Genomic DNA, 25883 nt, shown 5'->3' on the forward strand with positions numbered 1-25883 from the left:
GAATATTGAGTTGTATAGAGACATGTGCACTTATGTGCGTACATGTTCATTTATGACACTTTTATTATAGCGCGGATTCTATATTATGCTTGACTAAGTTGTGTTTTTCTTGAGATTTTTCTGATTTATATGGAGTGCTACATGACTGAGATGGAAAAAGGCGAGCGCAATAATGCTCGTCGTCGTTCGGTAGTTTCGTTCGTGCGTCGTTCGTCCACTTTGGATGCGCGTTTAGAGCGCGCATGGAATACGTATGCCGATGACTATGTTCTTCGCTTAGATAAAGGCGAATATGTTTTGGGAGTTGCCGATACTGTGCGTATTTCCTGTGATTTCTTGGCTCAGGCCTGGGGTGAAGGATTTCAGGTTGATGGTCGGGTAATCGTAGAGATTGGAACTGGGCAGGGTGAAAATATTGTGGCCGCAGCCGCTGCTCATCCGCAAGACAACTTTATTGGTGTTGAGGTGTATGCCCCTGGCGTGGCGCATACGGTTTTAATGGCGGGTAAAAATGAGTTGCGAAACTTGCGCATGGTCCAGGTGAATGCTCCTGAATTGCTTAGCGCTTTTGAACCGGGCGTTGTGAGTGAAGTGTGGACTTTCTTCCCAGATCCTTGGCCGAAAACAAAGCATCATAAGCGTCGTATTGTGCAAGATAGTTTGGCTCAGGCTGTGCATGCTGCTTTGAAGGATGATGGCGTCTGGCGAATTGCTACAGATATTGATGATTACGCTTTGCATGTGCATGAAGTGATGGATGCTCGCGCGGATTTTGCGAACGATGGCGAGAAAACGGTTAGTTTGGCGACTGAGCATGTGAGTAAGGGTACTGCTGATTTAGCTGCGCAGTTACCACACGCTGATTTTAGTGAGTCCGAACGTTTTGAGGGACGAGTTCTGACTAATTTTGAGAAAAAAGGTTTAGACGCTGGTCGTGTTATTCATGATTTTACGTACCGGCGCGTGTGATAAAGCTTGATAAAGCATAACGACACGCCGAGCGCATGAAAAAGTTGCGTAGTTGAAGAGTAGTCGTTAATATGAATCAAGTTGGCCCCCGTCGTCTAATGGTTAGGACATCAGACTTTCACTCTGACAACGAGAGTTCGATTCTCTCCGGGGGTACGAATAAAAGGCTTCAGATGATTCTGAAGCCTTTTTCCATTTTCTCATTTTTTCTGTTTCCGTGCGCGAATAAAATGCCTAAGTGCTGTTCCTGCTGCTGCTCCCAAAAGTGCAAAACCGCCATAAAGCCATGCGAAGAGCACCATGTTGGATCCATAATAAATCCACAGAACGGTGAGAGCGCTTATTATTGCTACCACGATCCACCAGAAGCATAATCCGTTCATAAAGCCATCAATAAAAGGAATAAGGAAGCTATCAATCGGTAAAAACAAAGTGAGGAACGGCAGAAACATCAAAGTTCCGGGGGTGCTTCGCTTTTGAAGAAAATCGTTGAGCAGTTCTAATAGTCCGTATGAGATTACAAGAGCTACAAAAAATATCCATGTACGCTTCGTTGGGTTACTCATAACTTAACTGTAGCACTTTTAGAATAAGTCGGAATGCGTCCCTGTTCTCGATGCTACAAGAATAAGATTCTCATCATCGATGGCGTATATACGTAATCAGTCGGGTTAGATGTGACATTCGCGAAAACCTTTGTAGTTTCCTGTTAAAGCGTAGCCCTTATGGTGGGGGTCTAGAGGTATTCCTTTACTGAGTTTTCTAAGGATTGTGTCCAGTAAATGCATATCCGCACCCCTTTTTGTCATCTTTTTGATGCCTCGGCGGAATTGTGGTGAAGCAATAATATCTAGCATTACTAATCATCTTCATTCTCAATATCAGAAAGAAGATCTTCAATGCTTGTGTATCTTTTGGCTGGGATTTCTCCAGACATAATCCGCCGCGCTTCTACCATTGCGGCTTCTGTTTCTTTGTTATATCTGGGTTGTTTAATTGCGAATGGAAATCCTCCTTCAAGCAATGATGTGTGAATAAATATGTTAATCGCATCTGTTACTGATATTCCAAAACTTCCGAAGAGCTCCTCAGCTTGTTTTTTATTGCTGGTTCCATGCGAACGTTGATATTTGATGTCTTTGCCATAATAACCTCCTTGTAGATAATATCTGTTGTATACGTTTTGTATACAAAATGAAACCTTTGTGTTACGTATTATCTCCTGCACCCGTGCGAGTACGCTTAAGACAAGTAAGAAAAATCAAAAAAGGAGAACGCAATGGCATTCGATTTTACGACTATTTACGACCGTCATGGCAAGGATGCTCTTGCAGTAGATGCAATTGGTCAGATAGAAGGTGTTCCAAAAGCGCCACAGGAAGGTTTTAGCACTATTCCAATGTGGGTAGCAGATATGAATTTTGCTACTGCACCGGCTGTAGTCAGTGCTATTCAGGAACGTTTAGAGCATCCGATTTTTGGTTATTTTCTGCCACCACAGAAATACTTTGATGTTATTAAAGATTGGCAGCGCTCGCATAATGGCGTGAGTAATCTTGACGATAAACATATAGGTTACGAAAACGGCGTGCTTGGAGGATTGATTTCCACTGTTTCTGCGTACTGTAAGCCAGGGGACGCTGTTCTAGTTCATTCGCCAACATACATCGGTTTTACGAGCTGTTTAACTGCTGCCGGCTACAAGATTGTGCATTCTACTTTAACTGCTGATGAAAACAATGTATATCACATGGATTATGACGATATGGATCGCGTGCTGACAGAAAGTGGCGCAAAAGTAGCGATTTTCTGCTCTCCACACAACCCAACAGGCCGCGTATGGCATCGCGAGGAAATCGAAAAAGCTATGGCTATTTATGCCAAGCATGATTGCATCGTTGTATCCGATGAAATCTGGTCAGATATTATTCATCCAGGACGCACGCATATTCCTGCGCAATCAGTCAGCGAGGATGCACGCAACCGTACGGTAGCTCTTTACGCTCCAAGTAAAACCTTTAATATTGCGGGAATTGTTGGCGCTTACCACATTATTTACAACGATCAGTTGCGCGCGAAAGTGGAAGAATCAGGTAAAAGACCTCATTACAATGATGCGAACGTGCTTTCAATTCATGCTCTTATTGGCGCGTACAGTTCTGAAGGTGCACAGTGGGTAACTGAGCTGAACGAAGTTATGGCTGCAAATGTTAAGCGCACTCGCGAATTCTTTGCGCGTGTAGCTCCAGAAATCCGTATCGCGAACTCAGCGGGCACATATATGCTCTGGCTTGATGCTACAGCATGGTGTAAGAAGTACGGCAAAAGCATTGATGAGTTATTGGAAGCCGGATGGCGTATGGGAGTTGGTTGGCAAGATGGACGACCATTCCACGGCGATTGCCATATTCGTATGAATGTAGCCTTACCTGAACAGCTCCTTAACGAAGCGCTCAAGAGGCTGAGTAATCATGTTTTTAACGCATAAATAAACGGATAAGCGAGCCGATACTATTGCCTATACAGCCTATAACTGCGTAGGCAATAGCGTATACGAGAGCGCTTTCGTTGTAGAAGACGAAAACAGTGGTTAGGAAGCCGACGGCCGGTGCGAGCAGCCACCATATGCTTAGACCGTGGGTGGCGCCATCGTGCAGGGCGAGTGCAAGCGTAAGTAGGGGAAAGAGGAGAAGTAGAAGTGCGATAATCAGCGAAGTGGAGTCGGGAATAAGCATTGTAAGTGCCGGCAGTAGCCAGAAAAACGCGACGAGCGCGGCTATTTTTATGAGCGAGTCCTTCGTTGGACATGAGAGTAATTTCATAGCACAAGTCTACTTCATCTTCTTAAACAGTAAAAATACAATGTTATACTGAAAAATTGTGAACGCTAACATATAGTGCGTTATGAGAGCGTGACTACGAGGAGAAGTGCAGTGAAGCATCGAGACAATGAATGCCAGTACACCATCATGATTGTTGATGACGACCAAGCCTTGGCTGAGATGCTGTCAATAGTGCTGGAGGGCGAAGGTTTTCGTGCAGTTGTGTGCCATGATGGTTTACGCGCCGTTGAACTTTTCCCACTTATTCAGCCCGATCTTGTGCTCTTAGACGTGATGTTACCGGGTCTTACAGGAGTGGAGGTTGCGCAGAAGATACGCATAGTCTCGGTTGTTCCCATTATTATGTTGACTGCAAAATCAGACACAATGGCTGTGGTTGAAGGTTTGGAGGCTGGTGCAGATGACTATGTGTCTAAGCCATTTAAAGTGGCAGAACTTTTAGCCCGTATTCGCACTAGATTGCGTCGTATTACACATCAATCAGGTAATCAAGAAGCTTATAATCTAGCTCATATAGAGCGAGACGGTTTAGTTATGGATCGTTCGCAACATACAGTGAGCGTTTATGGGCATAATGCGAACTTAACCCCACTCGAATTCGATTTACTCTTCCTGCTGGCTTCTAATGAGAACGAAGTTATCTCTCGAACTACCTTACTCAAAGAGGTGTGGGGATATGCGGATGCTGGTGATACGCGCTTGGTTAGTGTACATATTCAACGACTTCGTGCAAAGGTGGAAAAAGACCCGGAACATCCCGACTTCATTCACACAGTGCGAGGTATTGGCTACAAATTCTGCACATCAAGTGAGAATATCAAGTGAACACCGCATTCAAAGGTTTTTTCTTACCCATGCGCACCTCTCTACAGGCGCGCATGGTCAGTGTGGTTGTAATTGCGTTTTTTGCTATTGCAGTTCTTCTATCTGTTGGATCCATGCTTCTCGTGCGTTCTTCTGTACTCAATCAGGTATCGCAGGAATCTCAACGAGATTTTTCTGATCGGCTAGTTGAAGCGAAAAAAGTAATTAATTCAGCAGACTCTACTGATCTCGTGCAGTATCAGCAACTTGCTAACGATGTTGCATCCATGCTTCAGCAAGATGCTTCTCCAAGCTTAGTAGGTGTGTACTTATGGAGTCGTAACGCCGCTGGACGTGAAATTATTCCAGTTTCTACTGAGCCATCTCACGTGTCGCTTATTTCAGAAGACATGCATGCTCGTGTGAATGCAGATACGGACGGAACAATCTATTATCAACCTGTTACGATTACTCACGATACAGTCCAACAAAAACGGAGCAGCACAGTTCACAAAGTTGGTAAACGCTTCCGCGCTTTCCTGGTTAAACTGTGTGTTCAGCGGGTTAGGAATCTCTCCAGGATTGCTTGGCGCCGGCTGAGCAGGAGCTGGCTGCACAGGCTGCTGTGGCTGATTCACTGGATCTGTTATGGTTCTTTCTTTCTCTCAATTCAGACCGACTTTGCGCCTAAAACTCTTCCATACGAGTTCAGGGGTGTCGATCTTAAAAATGGAGCACCATGCGCCATACACGTGATGCATAGTATTGAGCAAAGGATACAGCTTTAACAGCGTGCGCTCAGGGAAGCCGTCGCGCCCATGCGTTGGATGCGCATCAAAAGTGGTCTGGAAGCGGCGCATATACGCCTTAAAAGAGTCATGTTTTGTTCCCATGCGGCGCGCACTGGCAGCCACAACGAGGTTAGCGCAAAACTGAGTGGTTAAGCCGGCATCAAAAAGGTGCAGACTGCAATCAATATCTTCATGGAAAACGTCTTCGCGATCCTCACACACGAGCGGACGAATCGTTTCCCACGCGCTTTTGCGCATCGCCATATTCGAGCCGAAAAGAAGCGGCATACCGTCGGCGCTGTACTGTTTCTCGCGAACTAAACCGTCAAAAAACATGCCAATCGGAGGCAACGGCATATCGTAGTAACACACAGAACCAGTAACGCCCGCAGTGCCAGGATGCGCTTCGAAAAAGGCACTCACTATCTCTACCCAGTTCGGCTTGAGCATGCAGTCCGCGTCGATACGCGCCACAATATCGCCCGAAGCCATATCTAAACCCTTGTTGCGCGTCGGAATGAGTCCTTGCGCCTCGTTCTGCTCGGTTAAGCGCACATTCGTTCCCGGATGTTCGGCAATAAATTGCTCAACGAGCGCGCGCGTATTATCTGTGGAGCGGTTATCGACCACAATAATCTCGTGCGCGGGCATTGTCTGGGTAGTTGCGTTGCGCAGACACGAAAGAATGCGGCGCGACTCGTTCCACGTAGGAATAACAATAGAAACAGAAAGCATACTGCCCATAGTAGTAGAACGAGGCTATTTGCGCGAAAACGGGCGCGAAAACGGGCGTAGCTCGTGCTCATAAGAGTGCTCATAAACGTCCTTCGCTCGTGTTTGGGGCAGGTGGAATAATATGCACTATGACCCAAGCACGAGAAGCACACAAGACGCAAGAAACGCAAGAGACGAAAAACACGCAAAAGCGCGAAGAATCTGCAGACTTGGCGGCCATTTTCCCGCGCAAAGGCGATAGCCGTCGCCCGCCAGAATGGTATAAACACGCGCTGTTCTACGCGCTGCTGGCCGCTGCACTTGGCTACTTCGCATGGCATGCGGCGATTGCTCTTCAAAGCGTGCTACTCAATATTGTCATATCGCTGTTCGTGGCGTTCGCAATTGAGCCGGTAGTGCGCTGGCTCATCGCCAAGGGTTGGAAGCGCAACGTATCCGCCGGTCTTACGCTTCTCTTCCTCTTTATTCTTATCGGCACGTTCATCGGCGTTTTCGGTAACCTCATGGTCAATCAGCTCGTCTCCATTGTGTCGGGTTTGCCGAGACTGTACGCACAAGTGGGGCAGTGGTTGCATGGTCAGTTCGACTACGAGCTTCCACCAATCTCGAACCTGAGTTGGACGATTTTAGGAAGTATTAAAACCGACAGCATTGGCTCTTTCGCCAGCCAAGCGCTCAACACTGCAGGCTCGGCTTTCGGCGCTATGCTCGACCTGCTCACGGTTATCTTGGTTACCTACTATATGAGCGCGTACGGCACGAATATGCGCAAGGTTATTTGCCACTATTTGCCGGAGGATTCCCAAAAGCGCTTCCTTATTACTTGGACGGTTGTGCAGGAACAGATTTCCGGCTTCCTCTACTCGCGCATTGTTTTGGCCGTGATTAACGCCATCTGCTTGTCTATCTTCATGATTATTCTGCACGTGCCAAACTGGCTGCCTCTTGCCATGGCTTGCGGTATTATTTCGCAGTTCGTGCCAATGATTGGTACCTATATTGGTGGCGCGCTTCCAGCTATTTTCGCGTGGGGAACCAACGGTATTCGTCCGGCGCTGTACATTATTGTGTTTATTGTTATCTATCAGCAGATTGAGAACAACCTCGTAAGCCCAATGATTACGCGCTCGACTATGGATCTCAATCCTGCTATTTCCTTGCTGGGCGTTTTTGCCTTTACTGCTGTGTGGGGAGCGCTCGGCGGCTTCCTTGCTTTACCGATTATTGCGAGCATCCAGGCATTGCTCAGCACATATTTGAAGCGTTATGAGCTAATTGATTCTGAACTTCTTGATGATCCAAAGCCTGTGAAGGCTTCTAAGATTGCACAAAGCGTGCAGGCTGCAGGAGAAAAGATTTCTGAGACGATGATGGTTCAGATTCGTCCGAAGAATGCGGATGAGCAGCATATTACTGCTGAAGATTTGATTCGCTTCCGTGAGTCTGTAGAAAGCACGGGAGCAATCCCACAGTCCATGTCTTTGCGTAAATCTATGTCGTCTTCAGCTGCGTCTGAAGAAAAGAGCGAGAAGAAATCAAAGAGCAAAACCCAAGCCTCTTCTGCTGCACCTATTCAACCTGCTAAGCCGGCGCGTTCTCGTTCGAGGTTTAACGCGAAAAATAATCAGGAGAACAATCGCAAATAATCCTGAATAATCGCACAGAAAAAACGTATCCGTAACCAAAGGACTGAGCTATACATGAATGGATTGCTGTCGTTCCTTGACCTGATTATTACCATCTTGGGCGTTATTACTATCGTATACCAAGTGGGAATTGTGATTGTGGGCATGCTCGTCAAGCCGCAAACCTTCCGTGACGTGCCACAAAATAGGCGATATGCGGTTCTTATTTCTGCTCGAAACGAGGAAGCGGTTATTGGCAATCTTATCCGTTCCATTCACAACCAAACGTATCCGCAAGAACTTATAGATACGTGGATTGTGGCGGATAATTGCACAGATAATACAGCACAGCTTGCGCGCAGTTTGGGCTGTCATGTTATTGAGCGCTTTAACCAGACGCAGGTGGGTAAAGGCTACGCTTTGCAATATTTGTTGCGCACGATGATGGCTACCGGGGATGCGAAGAATTATGATGCGTTCTTCATTTTTGATGCTGATAATCTGCTCGATAAAAACTATATTGCCGAAATGAATAAAGCGCGTCAGGCAGGTTTTGAAGCTTTGACTAGTTACCGAAATTCTGTGAATTTGGCGGATAACTGGGTTTCCTCGGGAGCGGCTTTATGGTTCGTGCGCGAATCGCGTTTTTTGAACGTGACGCGCGTAGCTTTGGGAACGTCCTGCCATGTGGGAGGCACAGGTTTCATGTTTTCGCGACGCATCATGGAGCGCAACGACGGATGGAAATTCCATTTGCTCACCGAAGATATGGAATTTAGCATGGATTGCATTTTGCATGGAGACCGTATTGGTTTTTGCGGATCTGCTATGTTTTTCGATGAACAGCCTGTTGACTTCAAAACCAGTTGGACGCAACGTGTGCGCTGGTCGAAGGGTTATTTGGAAGTTTTCCGTTACTACGGGAAAGTTATGATGCAGTGGGCTATTAAAGAGCGAGATTTTTCTGCTATAGATATGACTTTAATGGTTTGCCCGTTTATGGTTATTTCTTTGATTCGCTTTGTTTTGGGTATTATTTACGCTGCTTTAGGATATATTTCTTGGTTCTCGATTAGTGCAGGTTTAACCGGCTGGATATCGTCTGTGCTTACCAGTTTTGTGGGCATGATGCTGTTAGCAGCTTTCTCGGGTTATGTAGAACGCGATAAATTGAATATTACTCTTCCAGAATTAATGGCATACAGTCTCAGCTTCCCGATTTATATGGCTAGTTACGTGCCTATTGCTTTTGTAGCTATTTTCTCTAAGAGCCAGTGGAAGCCGATTGCTCATGCAGGCGGAAGTGCAGCTGAACAGATTATGGAGGAGGGTTCTCGCAGTGAAAACTAATCTTAAACGCGCATGCACGATTGGTTTAAGCGCGCTAACAACTCTATGTTTGGCTGGCGGATACGTTATGGCAGATGCTGCGGGTATTGTTCCTGGCAGTATCTCTGGAATTTCGCGTATTTATCGCGAAGGCAGTATTGCAGCTCTCAATCCCCAGCGTAGCGTGCGAAAGGTGGGCAAACAAACAGTTGCAAGCGTGGCGCATAAAGATATTAACGCTTCACAGGCTCAAGAGTTAATCGATAATTTCATGTCGTCTCTACCTCAAGGAGTAAAAGCAGGAGTTCTTATTGCAACAACGGCGGGTAAAGAAGTAGCCTCAGCGAACGCCAGTGATGCTCTTACTCCAGCTTCTACGCTAAAAACTTTGGTAGGCTATGCTGCAAGCGTGACTTTCCCTTCACAAGAGACATTAAAAACCACGGTGAAAATGGAGAAGTCGTCCAGCGATAGCACGTCTGCTGCACTTACTTTGGTAGGTGGCGGAGATATTTTGCTGGGGTCTGGTGCAAACGATGCACAGCATGTGAATGGTCGAGCAGGCCTAGCTACTTTAGCTGACCAGACTGTACAGGCTTTACAATCGCGCGGTATTACGCAGGTGTCGCTGCAATATGACGATAGTTTGTTTAATCATGATTCTTTGCCTGAGATAGAAAATGCTTCTAGTCCAGTGAATCAGGGCTATACGAATCTGATGGAAACGTCTTCAATGGCTGTGGATGAAGCGCGCAACTGGTATGGTCAGCCGCCAGCTAATCCTGATGGAGAAGGCCCATGGTATCCGCAGCGTTATGCAAATCCGGCAGCTAGTACGGCAGAAATTTTTGCTCAAGCTCTTACCAATCGAGGCATAAAACTTACTAATGAGAACATTCCGCAAGTTTCTGCGCCTGAATCAGCTTTTGATATTGCTCAGGTAGAATCTGCTCCATTAGGGCAAATTATTCAATTGATGCTAACTAATTCCGATAACTCTTTGGCTCAACTCTTAGGACGTTTACTTGCTTTGCGCACAGGACATGACAATACGCATGCTGGTGCTTCCGATGCTGTGGTGAGTGTGCTTAAGCAGCATGGTATTTCTACTGATGGTTTAGTGATGGCAGATACCAGCGGTTTGGGAGATGGCTCAGCAATTACACCACAATTATTGGCTCAAGTTCAATCTGCGTACCTAAACACAGCAGGACTGACATGGAATGCAGCCGTCGGCATGCCAATTTCTCACTACAATGGTACCCTCCTCAATCGCGCTTTTAATGTCGAAACAAACGGTCTGGTACGTGCGAAAACAGGAAGCTTAGAAGGGGTACGCTCCTTAGTCGGAAACGTGGTGCGCACCAATGGGGGAGCACTCATTTTCGTGGTAATAGTCAACGGGGAAAGCGCTATACAAGCTCTTCCAGCCATGAATACTTTTGTAGATGGTTTGGTGACATTGTAGATGGCAGAGGCAGTTGATTTAAAAGCTTGGGCGTGCGCGGCTGTGAATGCAGCTGTGCGAGAAACAGTGGAGTCGGTGGATTCGCATAAATCGCAGAACGCCAGCGCCAGCCCCAGCTCTTCTCAGGAGCATCCGCTTGTTCTTGTGGCGTGCTCAGGTGGCAGGGATTCTCTCGCGCTCGCAGCCGTAGCTCATGAAGCTTTAACGCCACGTGGCTACCACGTTGGCGCTGTTGTGGTGAACCATCAGCTTCAAGAAGCATCGCACAGCGTTGCCGAGCGCACAGCCCGCACGTGCACGCACATTGGGCTTTCCCCCGTGCGCATCGTATCCATCAACGTTCCCTCCACACGCGCTGGTCTCGAATCCGACGCGCGCGATGCGCGTTATGCGGCTTTAGCAAGCACCGCCAAAGAACTCAATGCCACGTGCGTGTTAGTAGCTCACACCAGCAACGACGTGGCAGAGACCATCCTTATGAAGTTGTTGCGCACGCCCTCGCCAGAAGCTCTCACAGGAATCGCGCGTGAACGCCATATTCACCATATGCGTTTTGTTCGTCCCCTGCTGGAATTCTCGCGTGAAGACACAACGCGACTATGCCAAGAATATAATCTGAGCTATTGGGATGACCCCACGAACGGACAGGATGTAGAAGGCGAACTCGACAGTAGTTATCCTGTGCGTTCTCGCATCCGTCACGATGTGCTCCCGCTCCTGTCACGCATAACCAAGCGTAATGTTGTGCAGCTCCTAGCTAACAGCGCGCAATCCTCGCGCGAAGATGCGCAAATCATTCACGAAGCGGTAAACGATGCATACAATCGTGTTATGCGCGAAAAAAATGGTGTGCTCGAAATAAAAATCCGAGCTTTGCGCGCGTTCCCGGCAGCCATCCAGCGCCGCGTGTTAGCTACAGCACTCGAAAATCTGAACATTCGGCCAACTCAATCAGCCATTTTTTCTCTTCTTGAGCTATCTCAGATAGAACAGAAGAAGAAAACTGTGAAGATTTCTACACCTCTTGTAGCGAATAAGCTGTATGAGGTCATTCAGTTATGGAAAGATAGTGACTATGCAAATTTCTGATGTACGTGACGATATAGCCGAAGAACTCATCTCCAGCCAGGAGATTAGCGATAAAATTCAAGAAGTAGCAGCTGAGGTATCTGCTGATTATGCAGGAAAGTATCCTCTGCTCGTTGCCGTGCTTAAGGGAGCAGTAAATACTATGTCAGTTTTCTCTCAAGCTGTGAGTATTCCTGTAGAGATTGATTTTATGTCGCTGTCTTCTTATGGTTCAGGTACGCAAAGTTCCGGCACAATAACAGTGCGTCAAGATTTAGGCTGTGATGTAGCTGGTCGTGACGTGCTGATTGTGGAAGATATTATTGACTCCGGACTAACTTTGGAGTGGCTGATTGACGAACTCAAGCGCCGAGGTGCAGCTTCTGTAGAAGTTTTTGCGCTTTTGGAAAAGCCTGCTCGTCATATTGCTCAGGTTGATGTGAAATATAAGGGATTTACTATTCCTGATGAGTTCGTTGTAGGCTTCGGTCTTGACTACGATGAGAAATATCGCAATCTTGATTCTATTGCTGTGCTCAAACCAGAGGTATACGAAGCGTAACTGCGCGAGAGGTTGCGTTAGCGCTTGTGCTACGAAATCGTCGATTAGCAGGTGGAGCGAAGCATCAAAAAGCCCTGCGCAACATACAGCGCAACAACTAGAACGCCCAGTGTATAAACCATAAAGTGTTGAGTATAGTGAACAGTGTGCTCATGAAGTAAGGCAGAATATGGCAGATAATAATAATCCGTTTGCCCCACGCGGTCCACGCGATCCACGCAACCCGGGCGACAAGAATAACAAGAATAATAATTCTGGTTCGCCATTAGGTCCTCCTTTACCTAACGGTAACGGTGACGATAACTCAAAGTGGTGGCAGCGTCCATGGCTGTGGATGGCGTTGGTATGCGCTCTCTTAATCAGCGTCTTTTTCTTTGTCAATCAATCAGATGTGCAAAGCATCGATACAAAAGACGGTTTCTCTCTGATTAAAGAAGGTCAAGCTGAGCGCGTCGAAATTACGGATAACTATCAGTCCGTTAAGCTGACCTTAAAGAAGGACTTTAAGAAGAAATTGCCAAAGTCTCAGCAGCAGGCTTTCGGTCCAACAGAAAAGAACTACGGTAAGAAGGTGCAGTTCTACTTCTCGTCCGCACAGGCCGAGGAGCTCAACAAACTCGTTCAGAAGTCCAAGATTAAAGACGGATACAATGTAAACATTCAGTTTAGTAATCCGTGGATGGGCATTTTGTCGTCTTTGCTGCCAATCCTTCTGCTCTTCGGCATGATGTGGTGGATTATGTCGCGCCTGGGAGACGGTGCGGGCGGCGGTATGCTCGGCCCTCTGGGAGGCAATAAAAATAAGCGTTTGCAGGAAGCAGATATTCCTAAGACGAAGTTTGCCGATGTTGCGGGCGAAGAGGCTGCCGTAACTGAAGTAGAAGAAATTAAAGACTTCCTCAAGGATCCAACCAAGTATCGCAAGCTGGGCGCGCGCATTCCTCACGGTTTGCTGCTCTACGGTCCTCCAGGAACGGGTAAAACCTTGATTGCTCGCGCTATTGCTGGTGAAGCTGGCGTGCCGTTCTACTCGATGGCGGGTTCCGACTTCGAAGAAGTTTTCGTTGGTTTGGGTGCTTCTCGTGTGCGTGAACTCTTTGAAGAGGCAAAGAAGAACGCTCCAGCAATTATCTTTATTGATGAAATTGATGCGATGGGTCGCCGCCGTTCGTCCGCTTCTGCTAATGGTAGCGGCGCTGGTGAGCAGACCTTGAACGCTCTGTTAGTTGAGATGGATGGTTTCGATAAAGAAGACAATATTATTATTATTGCCGCGACGAACCGTCCAGATGTGTTGGATTCCGCCCTGACTCGTCCTGGTCGTTTTGACCGTCAGGTGGCTGTAGAAGCTCCTGATTTGAAGGGGCGCGAAGATATTTTGAAGGTTCATGCTAAGGGCAAGCCTTTTGCTCCTGGTGTTGATTTGCATCGTGTGGCAGTGCTGACTCCTGGATTTACCGGTGCTGACTTGGCAAACGTTCTCAATGAGGCTGCTTTGCTGACAGCACGCGAAAACGCTGATTTGATTGATGCGCGTGCTATTGATGAGGCTATTGACCGTGTGATGAGTGGTCCTCGTCGTCGCAGCAATGGTATGGCTTTGGAAGAACTGCGCAATACCGCCTACCATGAGGGTGGTCATGCTATGGTGGCTGCTGCTTTGCATCACACCGATCCTGTAACGAAGGTTACGATTCTGCCTCGTGGCCGCGCTTTGGGATACACAGCTGTGATGCCAACAGAAGACCGATTCAGCCAGTCTCGTAATCAGCTTCTCGATCAGATGGCTTATGCTATGGGTGGTCGCGTGGCTGAGGAAGTGGTTTTCCACGATCCAACCACGGGTGCATCTAATGATATTGAGAAAGCCACGAATATTGCTCGCCGTATGGTGGTGGAATTCGGTTTCTCCGACAAGTTGGGTGCCATTAAGTGGAGCGATGAGTCGAACCAAGGTGGTTTAGATTCGTTGCAACCACGCACGTACTCCGAGCATACAGCACAGATTATTGATGATGAGGTATTAAAGCTCGTTGAGACTGCTCATGACGAGGCCTACGAGATTGTTATGAACAATCGCGACGTGTTGGACGAACTGGTACGCCAGCTTTTGGAGAAAGAAACCTTGGATGCGAACGAGCTTGCGGCTATTTTCGCTCCACTCAAGAAGGCACCGCAGCGCGAACAATGGCTGTCGGCGTCTAACCGCGTGGTTTCTGAGATTGCGCCGGTAGCTATTCCAGAGAATTTGCGCAGTTCTGTCGCGGTGGATGCCACGGCGGGCGCGCGAGACTCATCAGCAGAACGAGACGCATCAGCAGAAACTGGCGAAACACACGTGTCAGAAACTGCAGCGGATACAGATGCAACTGCGCACACTGCCTCGGACACTGTTGAGCAGAACGCTGAACAGAATGAGGCGCAAGGCTTCGATGAGTAAGGGCGAATACAATGAGGAAGGCGTACGTCAAGCCGTACGCCTTTTCCTCGAATCTATTGGTGAAGATCCTGAACGTGAGGGCTTGCTTGACACTCCTGATCGTATTGCCCGTGCAGGTCGTGAGCTTTTTGCAGGTCTGCACTCTAATCCCGACGAGGTATTAGCCAAACGTTTTGCTGTGGATACAGAAGAAATGGTTCTTGTGCGCGATATTGAGATTTACTCCGTGTGCGAACATCATCTACTTCCTTTCCATGGTGTAGCTCATATTGGCTACATTCCAGGCAATGGGGAAGTGGTGGGTTTGTCTAAGCTTGCGCGCTTAGTAGACATGTATGCGCGTCGTCCGCAAGTGCAAGAGCGTTTAACCCAACAGGTGGCTGATGCTCTCGTGAATGAGTTACATGCTCAAGGCGTTATCGTCGTTACGGATTGCGAGCATTTATGCATGTCTATGCGCGGTATCAAAAAAAGTCAAGCACATACTCTTACTTCAGCAGTACGCGGTATTATGCGTGACTCCTCTACACGCGCTGAAGCTATGCGTCTTATCTTAAACGCGCGTTAAATATTCACGCGCTAAGAGTGCATTGTAAAAGACACGCCTTATGGCTCCTTAATCATAGATTGCCTCCGTATGCACGCCGGCAGAAGATAAGCAGAAGGAAATGACAGAAGGGATACTATGAATCGTCAGGAATTACTGTATAACCTACTTCATGCTGAGCGAACCTTGGTTATGGGAGTTTTGAATATTACTGAGGACTCCTTTTCTGATGGAGGGCGTTACCTTGAGGCAGATAAAGCTTTTGCTCATGCTCAGCTGATGATTGAGCAAGGCGCAGATATTATTGATATTGGTGCTGAATCCACTCGTCCGGGAGCTGTGCGCGTGCCGGAAGAGACAGAGAAAGAGCGTGTGGTTACGGCTGTTCGCGCTGTTACTGAGCATTATCCTCAGATTGCAGTCAGTGTAGATACCACCCGAGCAAGCGTTGCTCAAGCAGCTTTAGAGGCGGGTGCACATATTATTAACGATGTATCCGGCGGTCAGCTCGACCCAGATATTGCGCGCGTTGTGGCTAACTCCGATTGCTTGTATATTGTGCAACATTGGCGCGCATGGCTCGATGGCGAGGGCGAGACAAAAACAACAGATTATGAGCATGGCGTTGTGCGCGATACTTATGACGAACTCCTTGAGCAAGTTCGCGCTGTAGAAGCATCAGGTGTGCCTTCTGAACGCATTATTATTGATCCAGGCTTAGGCTTTTCTAAACCAACTATTGCGCATAATATGCCACTTGTTAACCAGACACATGTCTTTGCATCTATGGGGTATCCAGTGCTGATTGGAGCCTCACGCAAGCGTTTTGTAGCTCAGCTTGTGCAACGGGCAGGATTGAGCGATAGCGAAGCCGCTCGCGATGGCGTAACAGCAAGCCTGACTGTTGTTGCCGCTCAGCAGGGAGCATGGGCTGTTCGTGTGCATGATGTGCCGCGCAACCGTTTAGCAGTGCAAGTGGTGCGTGAGAGCGCGCACGCCGAGTAAAAGTACTCAGACTCAAGGCAGAAAAGCGAGGAGCAATGGACTATATAACACTTACTGGCGTGCGAGCAGAAGGAACACACGGTGTTCTCAACTTCGAACACGCTCAACCACAACCTTTTGTGGTGGATGCTGTGTTGTATATGGATTTATCTGATGCTTCTTGTAGTGATGATTTAGCTGATACTGTTAGTTACGCTCAGATTGCAGATCGTATTGTATCTGTGATTCGCGGTGAGCATTGTGATTTGATTGAGCGTTTAGCACAGCGTATTGCCGATAGTATTTTGCTCTCGTGGCGAGTAAAGAAAACGATAGTAACTGTGCATAAGCCTCAGGCTCCTATTGAGCAAGATTTTGGCGATGTTTCGGTTACGATTGAACGCGCACAAAGTGACTATGAGGAGCAGAGCACTCCTACAGCAGCCTCGTTATATACTGCGCAACAGCGTGAGCAGGGATCACACACTGCTGACGATGATCAGCAACCACGTGTGCATACCGCGGTTATTGCTTTGGGTGGTAATCTCGGGGATGTTCCTCAAACCTTCCGCACCGCGATCGTGGCAATGGATGCTGTGGCTGGAAATCAAATAACGGGGATTTCTGCACTGTATCGCACAAAACCGTGGGGAGTTCCTGGAGATGTGCCCGACTTTTTTAATGCAGTAGTGGAACTAAGCACAACATTGGATGCTCAGCAGCTTCTCGAATCTTTGCACATGATTGAAGCAGCCCATGGGCGAACTCGCGACGTGCATTGGGATTCGCGTCCACTCGACCTTGATATTATTGATTTTGATGGTTTTACAAGCGATAATCCAGGCTTAACTTTGCCTCACCCTCGTGCATGGCAGCGCGCTTTCGTATTACGTCCGTGGCTGGATGTGAATCCAAACGCTGTGCTTCCTGGTAATCACGGTGGAGTAGTGGCTGAACTGGTTGAATCAACACCTGATGCTGATGGTTTAGAGTTAGAATCAACGGATTGGATTTTAGGAGGCATCGCATGAAAGCACGGCGTACTCCGTGGTGGTATTATCCACTTCTTGCCTTGATTGGCTTTCTCCTTGGCTTGATTGTCGCCACGCTTATGACGCATCATGCCTCCTCTATGGTGAGTGCTCCGTGGTATGTGAGTGCTTCTATTATGGGTGTGGGAGCTGTGGTGGCGTGGTCAGCATGGCAAGTTCATCAGTTCGCTCAAGGTAAGATTTCCAAAATGCCTCCTGAGCGTAGCGTTAATACGCTCGTTATGGCTCAAGCTGTGGGATGTACAGCAGCCACGTTGCTTGGCTGGTATGTAGGTATTTTTGTTGTGGTTATTCAACATGCTGATGTATCGTATTTCGCAAGCGTTTCCTGGGAAACTGCTATGGCTGCCATCGCATGCTTGATTGACGTAGGATTAGGAGTAATAAGCGAAATCTGGTGCCTTATGCCACCAACAGGTGAGGAAAAGGATAGTAAATAATGCATTTTGAGTTGCGCGTGCCAGCAGGCACGAAGAATATTGAACTGTGGTTAAGCACAGTGCCCGCCGGTAAACGCAATCCGACGTGGCAGCTTTTCCACAGCTACACCCAGCAAGAGCAATACCCTCTGGGAGCCGACCGATTAGTTAATAATCGTCGTAACCTCTTTATTGATGTAATGACGCTTGTAGAAGAAAATGCAAGCGCAGATAACGCACACAAGGAAGTGGGCGTTACCGATACTACGTCTGAAGAGAACGCTGATTATTCCGTAACGAGCGTAAAAAATCTTGCTCAACGTGCCGCGCGCGTAGCTGCAGACGGTTCGGGTAATGCGCGACGTTTCAAGGATGCTCGAGCTTTATGGTCAGTTCTATCTGAACGTACAGAAAAATTATTAGAGCAGTCCCTAACTGACTCTATTACCAACGTGCGTAAAAGTCATAATTGGAAGAAAAACCAAGCATATAAAAACGTGACGGTTCATCCTCAGGCTTGGTTCGTTTTTAACGTATACTCACGCTCGAACCCTCGCAAAGATCCGTTTACGGCTATTCACGGTGTGCGAGCATTATGGGATTTTATGCGTGAAACTCATGCAGATGATGAAGCGATTATTGCCCTCGTAGAGCAGCAGGAGAATGCTGCTACGGCGAACTGCGATTATCCAAGCTATGGCGATATTGCTGCTCTTATGGGCGATTCTAATATGCTTGTTTTCCCAGACGATGAGCATTTTGTGCAGTGGATTCGTCAAGTAGCGGGCACAACCGACGAGGTCGCACGTGAAACACTGGTCGAAGCGTTTATTACTCCTCAAGATAATCTCGACGAAGATGATGAAGGCTATATTCCAGCGCATAGCACGGGAACTGCTTTGCATTTAGCGAATGTTTTAGATAAACGAGCTTAAGAAATAAGGAGGTGAAAAAACTCACCTCCTTTTCTATAAGGTTATTTATTTTCTGGCACGCGCACCATAGCTTCTTGAACCATTGCTGCTACGAGATTGCCGTGTGTATCGTATACTTTTGCTTGGCTTAAGCCACGTCCATGAGCTGCTGTTGGTGTATCTTGCACATATAAATGCCATTCGTTCATATCTACATTGCGATACCACCACATGGAATGATCTAAGCTTGCAAAATGCATACCAGGAGTGGTTAAGCTTAAATCTGCTCGACGGAAAATCGGTTCAAGCATAAGCTGATCGCAACCAAGGGCAAGTAAAGCACGATGAGTGGTTTGATCCACCTGAACTTCACCGTCAATCTTCATCCATACCATCTGAAAGCCTGAGCGATTATGCGGTTCAGAGGAGGAGGTACTCGGTCGTCCTAAAAGAACACTTGGCGTAACATGACGAATATCGAAAGGCGATTGCGTGGCATAGTAATGCGCAAAAGGAGAGTGTTCAGCAAACGGAGCCATAAGCTGTTTGGCGCTCGGTAAAGTTTCTGGATCTGGCACGACCGCCGGCATGGGGTCAGCGAAATCCACGCCCTCCTGACCGGGAGTTTGGAAGCTGGCAATAGCCGTTAAAATCGCGCCTTGTTCTTGAGTAACGTTTACGCGGCGGCTAGAAAACGAGCGACCATCACGCAGATTTTCTACATCAAAGCGTACGTCTTGCTTAATATCTCCCGCACTCATAAAGTAGCCGTGCACAGAATGAGGTAAACGATTATCTACAGTTGCGCTGGCAGCCATTACAGACTGAGCAATAACTTGACCTCCATAAACGCGACCGGTTGGAAAATAGAGCGATTCGCCGCGTAAAACGGTATGCGTCTCATCGCGTTCAACAGTATCGAGAGATAGAACAGAAAGAATGTGATCAAGAGAAGAATCAGTCATACGCGTCATTGTAGGAGCTCCTGCAGTAGTTTCGCTATATGAAAATTCCTGTTGACTTCCATGGGGAGTCAACAGGAACTCATAAGAGAAAGAGAGAAAAGAAGAAGGGGTTCAATTTTCTTGGGGAAGAACTTCAGTGCTGGTGTTGTTCAACCTTGCTTGATGTTCATATATAACCGCATAAACCTGAATAACACCCCCAAAGAAAGCTGAGAAATTCCTGAGAATGAGGTGTGGCTCTTGCCAGCACGGGTAAAAGCCACACCATTAGTTCATTCTTCTATTGATTCTTGCGAGCAGCCTTGAGTGCTTTGCGCTGTTCGCGCCATGCTCTACGAATAGGGCTTACTCGACGAACTCGTTTAACCATCCAGTAGATGAGGAACAAGGTGAGTGCAACAAATACTGCAGTACCAATCCACTGAACCCAGCGCCACCAAGGAGCATGCCATGTTGTGCCTGCTCCATATGCATAGCCATTAAGCGAGCTGGAGTTGGCTGTTGCAAACATGACATTGTGAGCAGCTTTGCGTAAGAAATATACAGCCGTTGGATTATCTGTATTCTTAAACTGTTCGAAAATGCGCCATGTTAGTTGGATGTCTGATCCAGCAGCCACACCCTGCATAGGAACCATGTATGGGGAAGCAATCGTAGCGAAATCGGTAATAACAGCGCCTTGGAAGCCCCACTCGTTGCGCAACACTGCTGTTTGAACACGCCAATCGCCGCCAGCCCATACTCCGCCAATACGGTTGTAGGAGCTCATAATACCGTTTAAGCCGATAGCGCTGGTTTGAATAGAACCATCTTCAGCTTGATACTTGACTTGAGCAGAAGATTCTTTCACAGCAATTTCGAAAGGCTTGAGGTAGATTTCGCGAATAGTTTGTTCATCTGCCCATGTATCCAAACCATTAGCCTGACGGTTTTGTTCTTGATCATTCAAAGCAAAGTGCTTAAGGAAGACTACAATACCACGGTTCATAGCAGCACTTGCTACGGCAGAGGCGAGTTTACCGGAGAGAACTGGATCTTCCGAATAGTATTCGAAGTTTCGGCCAGCAAATGGGTTGCGGTGAGTATTTACTGCTGGAGCATACCAACCATTAATACCCAGCTGCAGACCTTCTTCTCCAATGGCATCACCCATCTGAGCTGCCAAATCGCGATTCCAGGTAGAAGCAATCAAAGTTTCGGTTGGGAAAGCAGAACCATGAATACTGGTAATAAAGGAGCTGAAACCTGCAGGACCATCAAAATCAACAGCGCGAGGCTTGCCGAGGCGAGTTACGGCATCAGTGGCATATGCTCCGTCATCAATCATGTCAACCATCTCGCTCACCTTGAGCTGGTCAAGGAACTTCTGCCACTTTGGGTCGTCGTATGGCAGACCGCGCAGCTCGGAAAGCTGAATATTATTCTTTGCTCCCGTTGTTGGCATGCTGATTGTTTTACCGTCTGCTTTCTCTGCCTTTGCCATTACGGAATTCGTAATATCCGTTTCAAAATTATTTAATTTCTTGAGTAATTCCTCAGATGCAGTTTTATCTGCATCATCAGGAACTTGCGGGAAGGTACCTGCGAAATCGGCGCGAGACAAGAGAGTTTTCTGTCCAGACTCAAAAGCTGCGCTTAGTTCATCAAACTGATTGGTTACAGCTTTCTTATCACTAGAACGATGATTGTTGCCAGAGTACGTAATCGTTTCTGGAACGTTATAGGTGAAGGTATCTACACCGTTTTTAATAGTGTGCGAGTTTGTGCGCAAGCTTAGGGTGTAGTCACCAGCTTCGAGAACATAGGCTTTAGCGTTCTTATAGTCGTACGAAGCCATATCTTCAATCTTTACCGTAGCTTTCACAGTGTCGCTTTCGCCTGGCTTGAGCATCTTTGTCTTAGCGAACTCGCCCAAATTTACTGCAGACTTTTCAATACCTCCGTGGGTATAAGGAGCGGAATAGAAGAGTTCAACCACGTCTTTACCAGCCACAGAACCGGTATTAGTAACGGTAACCTCAGCAGTAATAGTACCTTTCTTGCTATCTACCGTGTAACGAGGATTAGACCAATCAAAAGTGGTATAAGACAATCCATAACCAAATGGATATACAACTGCCTCATCATACTTAATAAAGTTTTCAGCAGCCGCAGTTTCGTAATAGCGGTAGCCAGAATAAATACCTTCTTCATAGTTCACAAAGAAGGAACGTATTTTACCTGCGTTTGTGTACTCATTCGAACCGATATTGACGAAAGTAGGGTCCTTCGTGAAATCGCGCGCCCACGTGTCAACCGTGTGACCAGATGGGTTCAACGCACCCGCAATAATCTCTCCAAGAGATAAGAAACCAGTAGCGCCCGGAGTTCCTGAGTTAATAATTGCATTAATCTGAGGATCATCCTGCAGCTCGCCCATCTCAATTGGCTGAGAAGAATTTACAACAACAATAACCTTCTTAAAGTTCTGTTTTGCTAATGCAATCTGGTCTTTTTCATCCTTGTTCAGTTCCAAAGAATGCTGACCAGGAGTGTAGTTATCATCCCATTTGCTCATATCGGTGGTTAAATCTTCGCCCTCGCCACCTGTACGACCAATAACGACAACTGCGGCATCATTATATTGAGCAAAAGACTTTGTAGATGCAGCGGAATATTTAGACACTGGCATTTCGCCAATGCGATATGTGGAACCACTAAAAGTAAAGCTAATATTAATGCGTCCGCCATCTTTAGCGGCATGGGATTTTGCGTAGGCGTCGAGCTGCTTATAAACCGTAGGATTGACTGTAAATCCAGCTTTTTCAAGACCGGCTTTAATATTAATAGCCGTATCGGTATTCGTATGACCTGATCCAGTACCACCGTAGAGAGGGTCTGCTGCACCACGTCCCATCAAAGTGATTTTTCCTAGCGAGGTCATAGGCAAGCTGCCATCGTTCTTTAGCAGAACCATGCCCTCATCAGCAATTTTTTGAGTAACTTTTCCTGAAGCTTCCATCGCTTCGTTAATATTCTTATACTTTTTCGGGTAAAAGTTGAGGTCTGCGCCTTTCGTGTTCTTTCCGTTCTTCGGTGTATACGTTCCTCCACCCACAGCAACATCTATTGCGCCGCTGGCAAAATTCAAACCAGCATACAAAATAGTGGCAAATAATGCGCAAATAAGAGTAATAGGAATCCAAATAGTCAGGAAGAAGCCGTTGCGCATTGGTAAACGCTGTTTCTTCGCCTTCTTAGTCATAATCTCTCCTTGGTATTTGTGTCTTCACATCTTCACTGAAGTGAGATAGCTTTATCGTACGCGTGATGATCGGGCAGAGGAGAGGCGATTTCCTTGATTTGCTCTGTGGATTTCGCGAATTGCAAGAATGGGCTGTTTCTATCTTTGGTTCACCTAGCCCCTCGTGTAAAGTAAGTGGAGAATAGAGGTGAGAGGATATGCGCATAGCCATCATCGACGATGTGATGCAAGAAGCAGAAGACACCAAGGCACTGGTGTTAGCTCATGATGCCACTGCGAGCATAACTACTTTTAACTCGGGCACGGAGTTCGTGAGCGTACACGGGGCAGATGACGTCGGCGGTACCTTCGATGTTATCTTCCTCGACATCGAAATGCCTGGCCTCGATGGTCTCGAAACTGCTCGCGCTATCCGTGCCTACGATTTCGACGTGGTTATCGTCTTTACCACACGCATGGCACAGTATGCGGTAGCAGGCTACGAAGTGGACGCGGTCAGCTACCTGGTTAAGCCTATTTCTGCAGAAAGTTTCGCGCTCGCTTGGCGAAAAATTGAGCGAATTGTTTCTACGCGTGTGGTGGAGCAAATCGCTATCGAAACCACGGATGGTAATCTCTATGTAAAAACCTCCGATATTTACTATATGGAAGTGCGATCGCATAAACTCTACCACTACACGGCGCACGGCGTGCTTGCCTCATGGAACAGCCTTAAAGCAGCTTTCGCGCAAGTGGAGAACTCGAATTTTGCGCTGATTAGCCGCTACAATGTGGTGAATTTAGCACATGTGAACAAGTACGATCCCGTGTCGGGCGACATTATGGTGCACGATACCTTACTGCACGTGTCGCGCTCTGCTCGTCGAGAGATTTCGAATAAACTTCTCGAATTCCATGCGAGGACCGCATGAACGTTGCCATCGACTACTCGTTCTTAAGCTTTCCCATAGAAACACTGCTGGCAGTCTTAGTCGTCTCTTCGCGCTCACTGCTTAAAATAGGGTGGCGTCCGAAAGTGCTGGCGGCAGGGTTATTTATTTCGATTGTTGGCTCGTATTTCGCTGTGGCATTGTTAGGTGGCGCTTTGGTTTTAGCCTACCAGCCGCTGCATGCGCTTGTTTTCCCTATGCGCTGCGTGCTCTACGTGGTCTACGCCTGTTTGCTCGCGGGGATTGTGCGCGAACTCTACGAAGTGTCTGCTATTGAGGCTTTCCTCTACACCGTTATGGGCTACGGTTTGCAGCATTTGGGTTTTGCTGCTGCCTCTGCTGTGCAGGTGTTTATTCCCATGCCAACGCCGTGGGATGTGGCGTTCCGTTTGTGTGTGCTCGCAGTGCTGTACACCTTCGCGGGCAAATGGTTGGCACAGCGTTTCCATGTGCAGATCGAAGCGGTAAAACAATCCCTGCGCTGGGTAGCACTCAGCGTTTTCGTGCTCGTCTGTGCAATTGTATTTAACATGGTTCTGATTATGCAGCCGTCGTATGTGGTGCTGCCATGGCAAATCGATATTGCCTTCCGCATCCTCGACTTTTTGTGCACTCTGCTCGGTATGGCTGTTTTACTCTTGGTGTCAACGCGAGATCGCCTCATTAACGACATCGATCTGCTGCGCCAGCTCAATGAGTCAAAAATGAAGCATTACAATATGAGCCGAGAAAATATGGAGCTGGTCAACGCGAAATTCCATGACGTGCGCAAAGGTCTGGCCAGCGTGCGCGCTCAAATCCAAAACCTCGACGGATCTCACGAAGGATTGCAAGGCGTGTCAACCGAATCCATGCATCAGCTCGAAAACGCGATCCGCGTGTACGACTCGATTTATCAAACCGGAAACGATCTTATCGACGCAGTCCTTACCGAAAAAAGTCTACATTGTTCCGCGCACGGTATCGCGCTATCTGCCATGGTAGACGGCACGGCTTTCGACTTTCTCGAACCATCAGAAATTTCGGCGCTTTTTGGAAACATCCTCGATAACGCTATAGAAGCGGTAGAGAACCCTGCGATTGACCCTGCGAACCGAGCGATCGAGCTGACCGCGCGCGCTAGCGGCGGTTACGCGATTATCGAGTCCTCGAATTTCTTTGCCGAGCATGTGCAGATTTCTGAGGATACGGATCTGCCCGTCTCGAACAAAACAGACAAGCGCTTTCACGGTTTCGGCATGAAGTCGATCGCTGCCGTAGCCAACGATTACGAGGGAAACGTGGACGTGTGCGCGGATAACCGTGCGAAAGTTTTCGAGATTCGCGTTGTTATGCCCATTCCTCGCAAGGGAGGCCAGTCATGGTAAAGATTGCGCTAGTAGAAGATACGGACGCAGACGCGCTGCTCACCTCGCAGGCGACGAAGGTCTTCACTTTGAGATTACGCGCTACACCTCGGCAGAAGATTTCTTGACTGACGCCCGCGCTCGCTTGATCGACATGATTTTTCTTGACATCGAGATGCCAGGAGCAGACGGTTTGGGTATGGATGGCATGACTGCCGCGCAGCAGTACCGCTCTCGGATAGAGATACACGGCACGAAACCAATTATTTTTACCACGAAAGTTGCGCAACTGGATGCCAAAGGCTACGAAGTGAGCGCGGTGGGATACCTGATTAAGCCTTTTGATTACGCGACTTTTGCGCTGACCATGAAGCGCGCGCTGGCTCAGGTAGAACTGAATGCGGACGCTGTGGACGTGAAGATTCCCTCTGCTGAGGGCACGTTTTGGATTTCCTCACGCGTGATTACCTATATTGAAGTGCGCGATCACCTGGTATACGTGCATACAGAGGATGGGCGTATTTTTACTGTGTGGGGCAGCTTGAAGGAGTTTGCCGCTCAGTTGGAGGATGTGCATTTTATGCAGTGCCATCGTTACTGCCTCGTGAATTTGCAGCATGTTTCGGGTTTTACCGATAAAGAACTGCTGATTGGAAGCGGGGATAAGGTCAATCGTGTGAGTATGAGCCGTGGCAAGAAAGCTGCTGTGTTGGATGCTTTGTTAGCTATGAAGTCGGGGCTGTGATGAGGACTGTTCTAGATTTTTTGTGGCCGGGGCCTTTAGTGAGTCCGACCCTACCATCAACTTTTCTGTTGTATCTGTTGGGGTGCATACTCATTTTCTCAAGA

24 protein-coding genes and 1 tRNA gene are annotated in these 25883 nt (G+C 47.6%); 18 read left to right on the top strand and 7 right to left on the bottom strand.

Annotated features, from left to right (window positions below; all coding sequences use genetic code 11):
• Window positions 1-129 precede the first annotated feature (129 nt).
• Both trmB and HMPREF2909_RS02915 read left to right on the top strand, forming a co-directional pair.
• A complete protein-coding gene (gene trmB / locus HMPREF2909_RS02910) occupies window positions 130-969 on the top strand; it encodes a tRNA (guanosine(46)-N7)-methyltransferase TrmB (RefSeq protein WP_148130790.1) in 840 nt (279 codons plus the stop codon).
• An 84-nt stretch (window positions 970-1053) separates the two neighbouring features.
• Window positions 1054-1125: transfer RNA gene (locus HMPREF2909_RS02915), tRNA-Glu, on the top strand.
• Between the two features lie 44 nt (window positions 1126-1169).
• On the opposite strand, the gene HMPREF2909_RS02920 is transcribed toward HMPREF2909_RS02915, so the two are convergent.
• From HMPREF2909_RS02920 to HMPREF2909_RS02930, 3 genes are all read right to left on the bottom strand, one after another.
• Entirely contained in the window at window positions 1170-1535 is a 366-nt protein-coding gene (locus HMPREF2909_RS02920; RefSeq protein ID WP_071415162.1) for a hypothetical protein, read from the bottom strand.
• A gap of 105 nt (window positions 1536-1640) precedes the next feature.
• On the bottom strand, window positions 1641-1826 hold the full coding sequence (locus HMPREF2909_RS09815) for a type II toxin-antitoxin system RelE/ParE family toxin (RefSeq protein WP_210387856.1): 186 nt from the start codon (window positions 1824-1826) through the stop codon (window positions 1641-1643).
• A gap of 2 nt (window positions 1827-1828) precedes the next feature.
• Window positions 1829-2197: a type II toxin-antitoxin system RelB/DinJ family antitoxin gene (locus HMPREF2909_RS02930; protein WP_246815505.1), complete on the bottom strand. Its 369-nt coding sequence runs from the start codon at window positions 2195-2197 to the stop codon at window positions 1829-1831.
• A gap of 51 nt (window positions 2198-2248) precedes the next feature.
• Between HMPREF2909_RS02930 and HMPREF2909_RS02935 the strand changes: the two genes are divergently transcribed.
• Window positions 2249-3457, top strand: coding sequence for a MalY/PatB family protein (locus HMPREF2909_RS02935; protein ID WP_071415163.1), 1209 nt, complete (start codon window positions 2249-2251; stop codon window positions 3455-3457).
• Here the strand turns inward: HMPREF2909_RS02935 and HMPREF2909_RS02940 are convergent.
• Window positions 3447-3791, bottom strand: coding sequence for a hypothetical protein (locus HMPREF2909_RS02940; RefSeq protein ID WP_071415164.1), 345 nt, complete (start codon window positions 3789-3791; stop codon window positions 3447-3449). The genes HMPREF2909_RS02935 and HMPREF2909_RS02940 overlap by 11 nt on opposite strands.
• Before the next feature lie 147 nt (window positions 3792-3938).
• Between HMPREF2909_RS02940 and mtrA the strand changes: the two genes are divergently transcribed.
• A complete protein-coding gene (gene mtrA, locus HMPREF2909_RS02945; RefSeq protein WP_071415960.1) occupies window positions 3939-4637 on the top strand; it encodes an MtrAB system response regulator MtrA in 699 nt (232 codons plus the stop codon).
• A 644-nt stretch (window positions 4638-5281) separates the two neighbouring features.
• On the opposite strand, the gene HMPREF2909_RS02950 is transcribed toward mtrA, so the two are convergent.
• Window positions 5282-6142, bottom strand: coding sequence for a glycosyltransferase family 2 protein (locus tag HMPREF2909_RS02950; protein ID WP_071415961.1), 861 nt, complete (start codon window positions 6140-6142; stop codon window positions 5282-5284).
• A gap of 128 nt (window positions 6143-6270) precedes the next feature.
• Between HMPREF2909_RS02950 and HMPREF2909_RS02955 the strand changes: the two genes are divergently transcribed.
• The 11 genes from HMPREF2909_RS02955 (at window position 6271) to HMPREF2909_RS03005 (ending at window position 18571) form a co-directional block, all read left to right on the top strand.
• On the top strand, window positions 6271-7788 hold the full coding sequence (locus HMPREF2909_RS02955; protein ID WP_071415165.1) for an AI-2E family transporter: 1518 nt from the start codon (window positions 6271-6273) through the stop codon (window positions 7786-7788).
• 54 nt (window positions 7789-7842) lie between these two features.
• Window positions 7843-9117 carry a glycosyltransferase family 2 protein gene (locus HMPREF2909_RS02960; protein ID WP_071415166.1) on the top strand — a complete coding sequence of 425 codons (1275 nt, stop codon included), beginning with the start codon at window positions 7843-7845 and terminating at the stop codon, window positions 9115-9117.
• Complete coding sequence (gene dacB / locus HMPREF2909_RS02965) at window positions 9107-10564, top strand: D-alanyl-D-alanine carboxypeptidase/D-alanyl-D-alanine endopeptidase (protein WP_071415167.1); 1458 nt, start codon at window positions 9107-9109, stop codon at window positions 10562-10564. The genes HMPREF2909_RS02960 and dacB overlap by 11 nt, the downstream gene beginning before the upstream one ends.
• Entirely contained in the window at window positions 10565-11653 is a 1089-nt protein-coding gene (tilS, locus tag HMPREF2909_RS02970) for a tRNA lysidine(34) synthetase TilS (protein WP_071415168.1), read from the top strand. It begins immediately after the preceding gene.
• On the top strand, window positions 11640-12194 hold the full coding sequence (hpt, locus tag HMPREF2909_RS02975) for a hypoxanthine phosphoribosyltransferase (RefSeq protein ID WP_021617809.1): 555 nt from the start codon (window positions 11640-11642) through the stop codon (window positions 12192-12194). The genes tilS and hpt overlap by 14 nt, the downstream gene beginning before the upstream one ends.
• A gap of 169 nt (window positions 12195-12363) precedes the next feature.
• Entirely contained in the window at window positions 12364-14634 is a 2271-nt protein-coding gene (gene ftsH / locus HMPREF2909_RS02980; RefSeq protein WP_084797223.1) for an ATP-dependent zinc metalloprotease FtsH, read from the top strand.
• Window positions 14627-15202: a GTP cyclohydrolase I FolE gene (gene folE / locus HMPREF2909_RS02985; protein WP_021617811.1), complete on the top strand. Its 576-nt coding sequence runs from the start codon at window positions 14627-14629 to the stop codon at window positions 15200-15202. Before ftsH ends, folE begins: the two co-directional genes overlap by 8 nt.
• 117 nt (window positions 15203-15319) lie before the next feature.
• Complete coding sequence (gene folP, locus HMPREF2909_RS02990) at window positions 15320-16186, top strand: dihydropteroate synthase (protein WP_071415169.1); 867 nt, start codon at window positions 15320-15322, stop codon at window positions 16184-16186.
• A gap of 35 nt (window positions 16187-16221) precedes the next feature.
• On the top strand, window positions 16222-17196 hold the full coding sequence (folK, locus tag HMPREF2909_RS02995; protein ID WP_071415170.1) for a 2-amino-4-hydroxy-6-hydroxymethyldihydropteridine diphosphokinase: 975 nt from the start codon (window positions 16222-16224) through the stop codon (window positions 17194-17196).
• Window positions 17193-17657, top strand: a complete 465-nt coding sequence (locus HMPREF2909_RS03000) for a DUF3180 domain-containing protein (RefSeq protein WP_071415171.1) — start codon at window positions 17193-17195, stop codon at window positions 17655-17657. Before folK ends, HMPREF2909_RS03000 begins: the two co-directional genes overlap by 4 nt.
• Window positions 17657-18571 (top strand): hypothetical protein, encoded by a 915-nt coding sequence (locus HMPREF2909_RS03005; RefSeq protein WP_084797225.1) that lies wholly within the window; start codon window positions 17657-17659, stop codon window positions 18569-18571. Before HMPREF2909_RS03000 ends, HMPREF2909_RS03005 begins: the two co-directional genes overlap by 1 nt.
• A 41-nt stretch (window positions 18572-18612) precedes the next feature.
• Here HMPREF2909_RS03005 and HMPREF2909_RS03010 read toward each other — a convergent pair whose 3' ends face one another.
• Both HMPREF2909_RS03010 and HMPREF2909_RS03015 read right to left on the bottom strand, forming a co-directional pair.
• Window positions 18613-19515, bottom strand: a complete 903-nt coding sequence (locus tag HMPREF2909_RS03010) for an acyl-CoA thioesterase (RefSeq protein WP_373604528.1) — start codon at window positions 19513-19515, stop codon at window positions 18613-18615.
• A gap of 280 nt (window positions 19516-19795) precedes the next feature.
• Window positions 19796-22759, bottom strand: a complete 2964-nt coding sequence (locus HMPREF2909_RS03015) for a beta-glucosidase (RefSeq protein WP_071415174.1) — start codon at window positions 22757-22759, stop codon at window positions 19796-19798.
• 197 nt (window positions 22760-22956) lie between these two features.
• Here HMPREF2909_RS03015 and HMPREF2909_RS03020 point away from each other — a divergent pair, with 197 nt between their 5' ends.
• The 3 genes from HMPREF2909_RS03020 (at window position 22957) to HMPREF2909_RS03030 (ending at window position 25779) form a co-directional block, all read left to right on the top strand.
• Window positions 22957-23670: a LytR/AlgR family response regulator transcription factor gene (locus HMPREF2909_RS03020; RefSeq protein ID WP_071415175.1), complete on the top strand. Its 714-nt coding sequence runs from the start codon at window positions 22957-22959 to the stop codon at window positions 23668-23670.
• The gene (locus tag HMPREF2909_RS03025; RefSeq protein WP_071415176.1) at window positions 23667-25055 is read left to right on the top strand and encodes a sensor histidine kinase; all 1389 of its coding nucleotides are present in this window, start codon (window positions 23667-23669) and stop codon (window positions 25053-25055) included. Before HMPREF2909_RS03020 ends, HMPREF2909_RS03025 begins: the two co-directional genes overlap by 4 nt.
• 103 nt (window positions 25056-25158) lie before the next feature.
• Window positions 25159-25779 carry a LytR/AlgR family response regulator transcription factor gene (locus HMPREF2909_RS03030; protein ID WP_071415177.1) on the top strand — a complete coding sequence of 207 codons (621 nt, stop codon included), beginning with the start codon at window positions 25159-25161 and terminating at the stop codon, window positions 25777-25779.
• Window positions 25780-25883 lie beyond the last annotated feature (104 nt).

Source organism: Alloscardovia sp. HMSC034E08 (assembly GCF_001813415.1).
GTDB classification, from domain to species: domain Bacteria; phylum Actinomycetota; class Actinomycetes; order Actinomycetales; family Bifidobacteriaceae; genus Alloscardovia; species Alloscardovia omnicolens.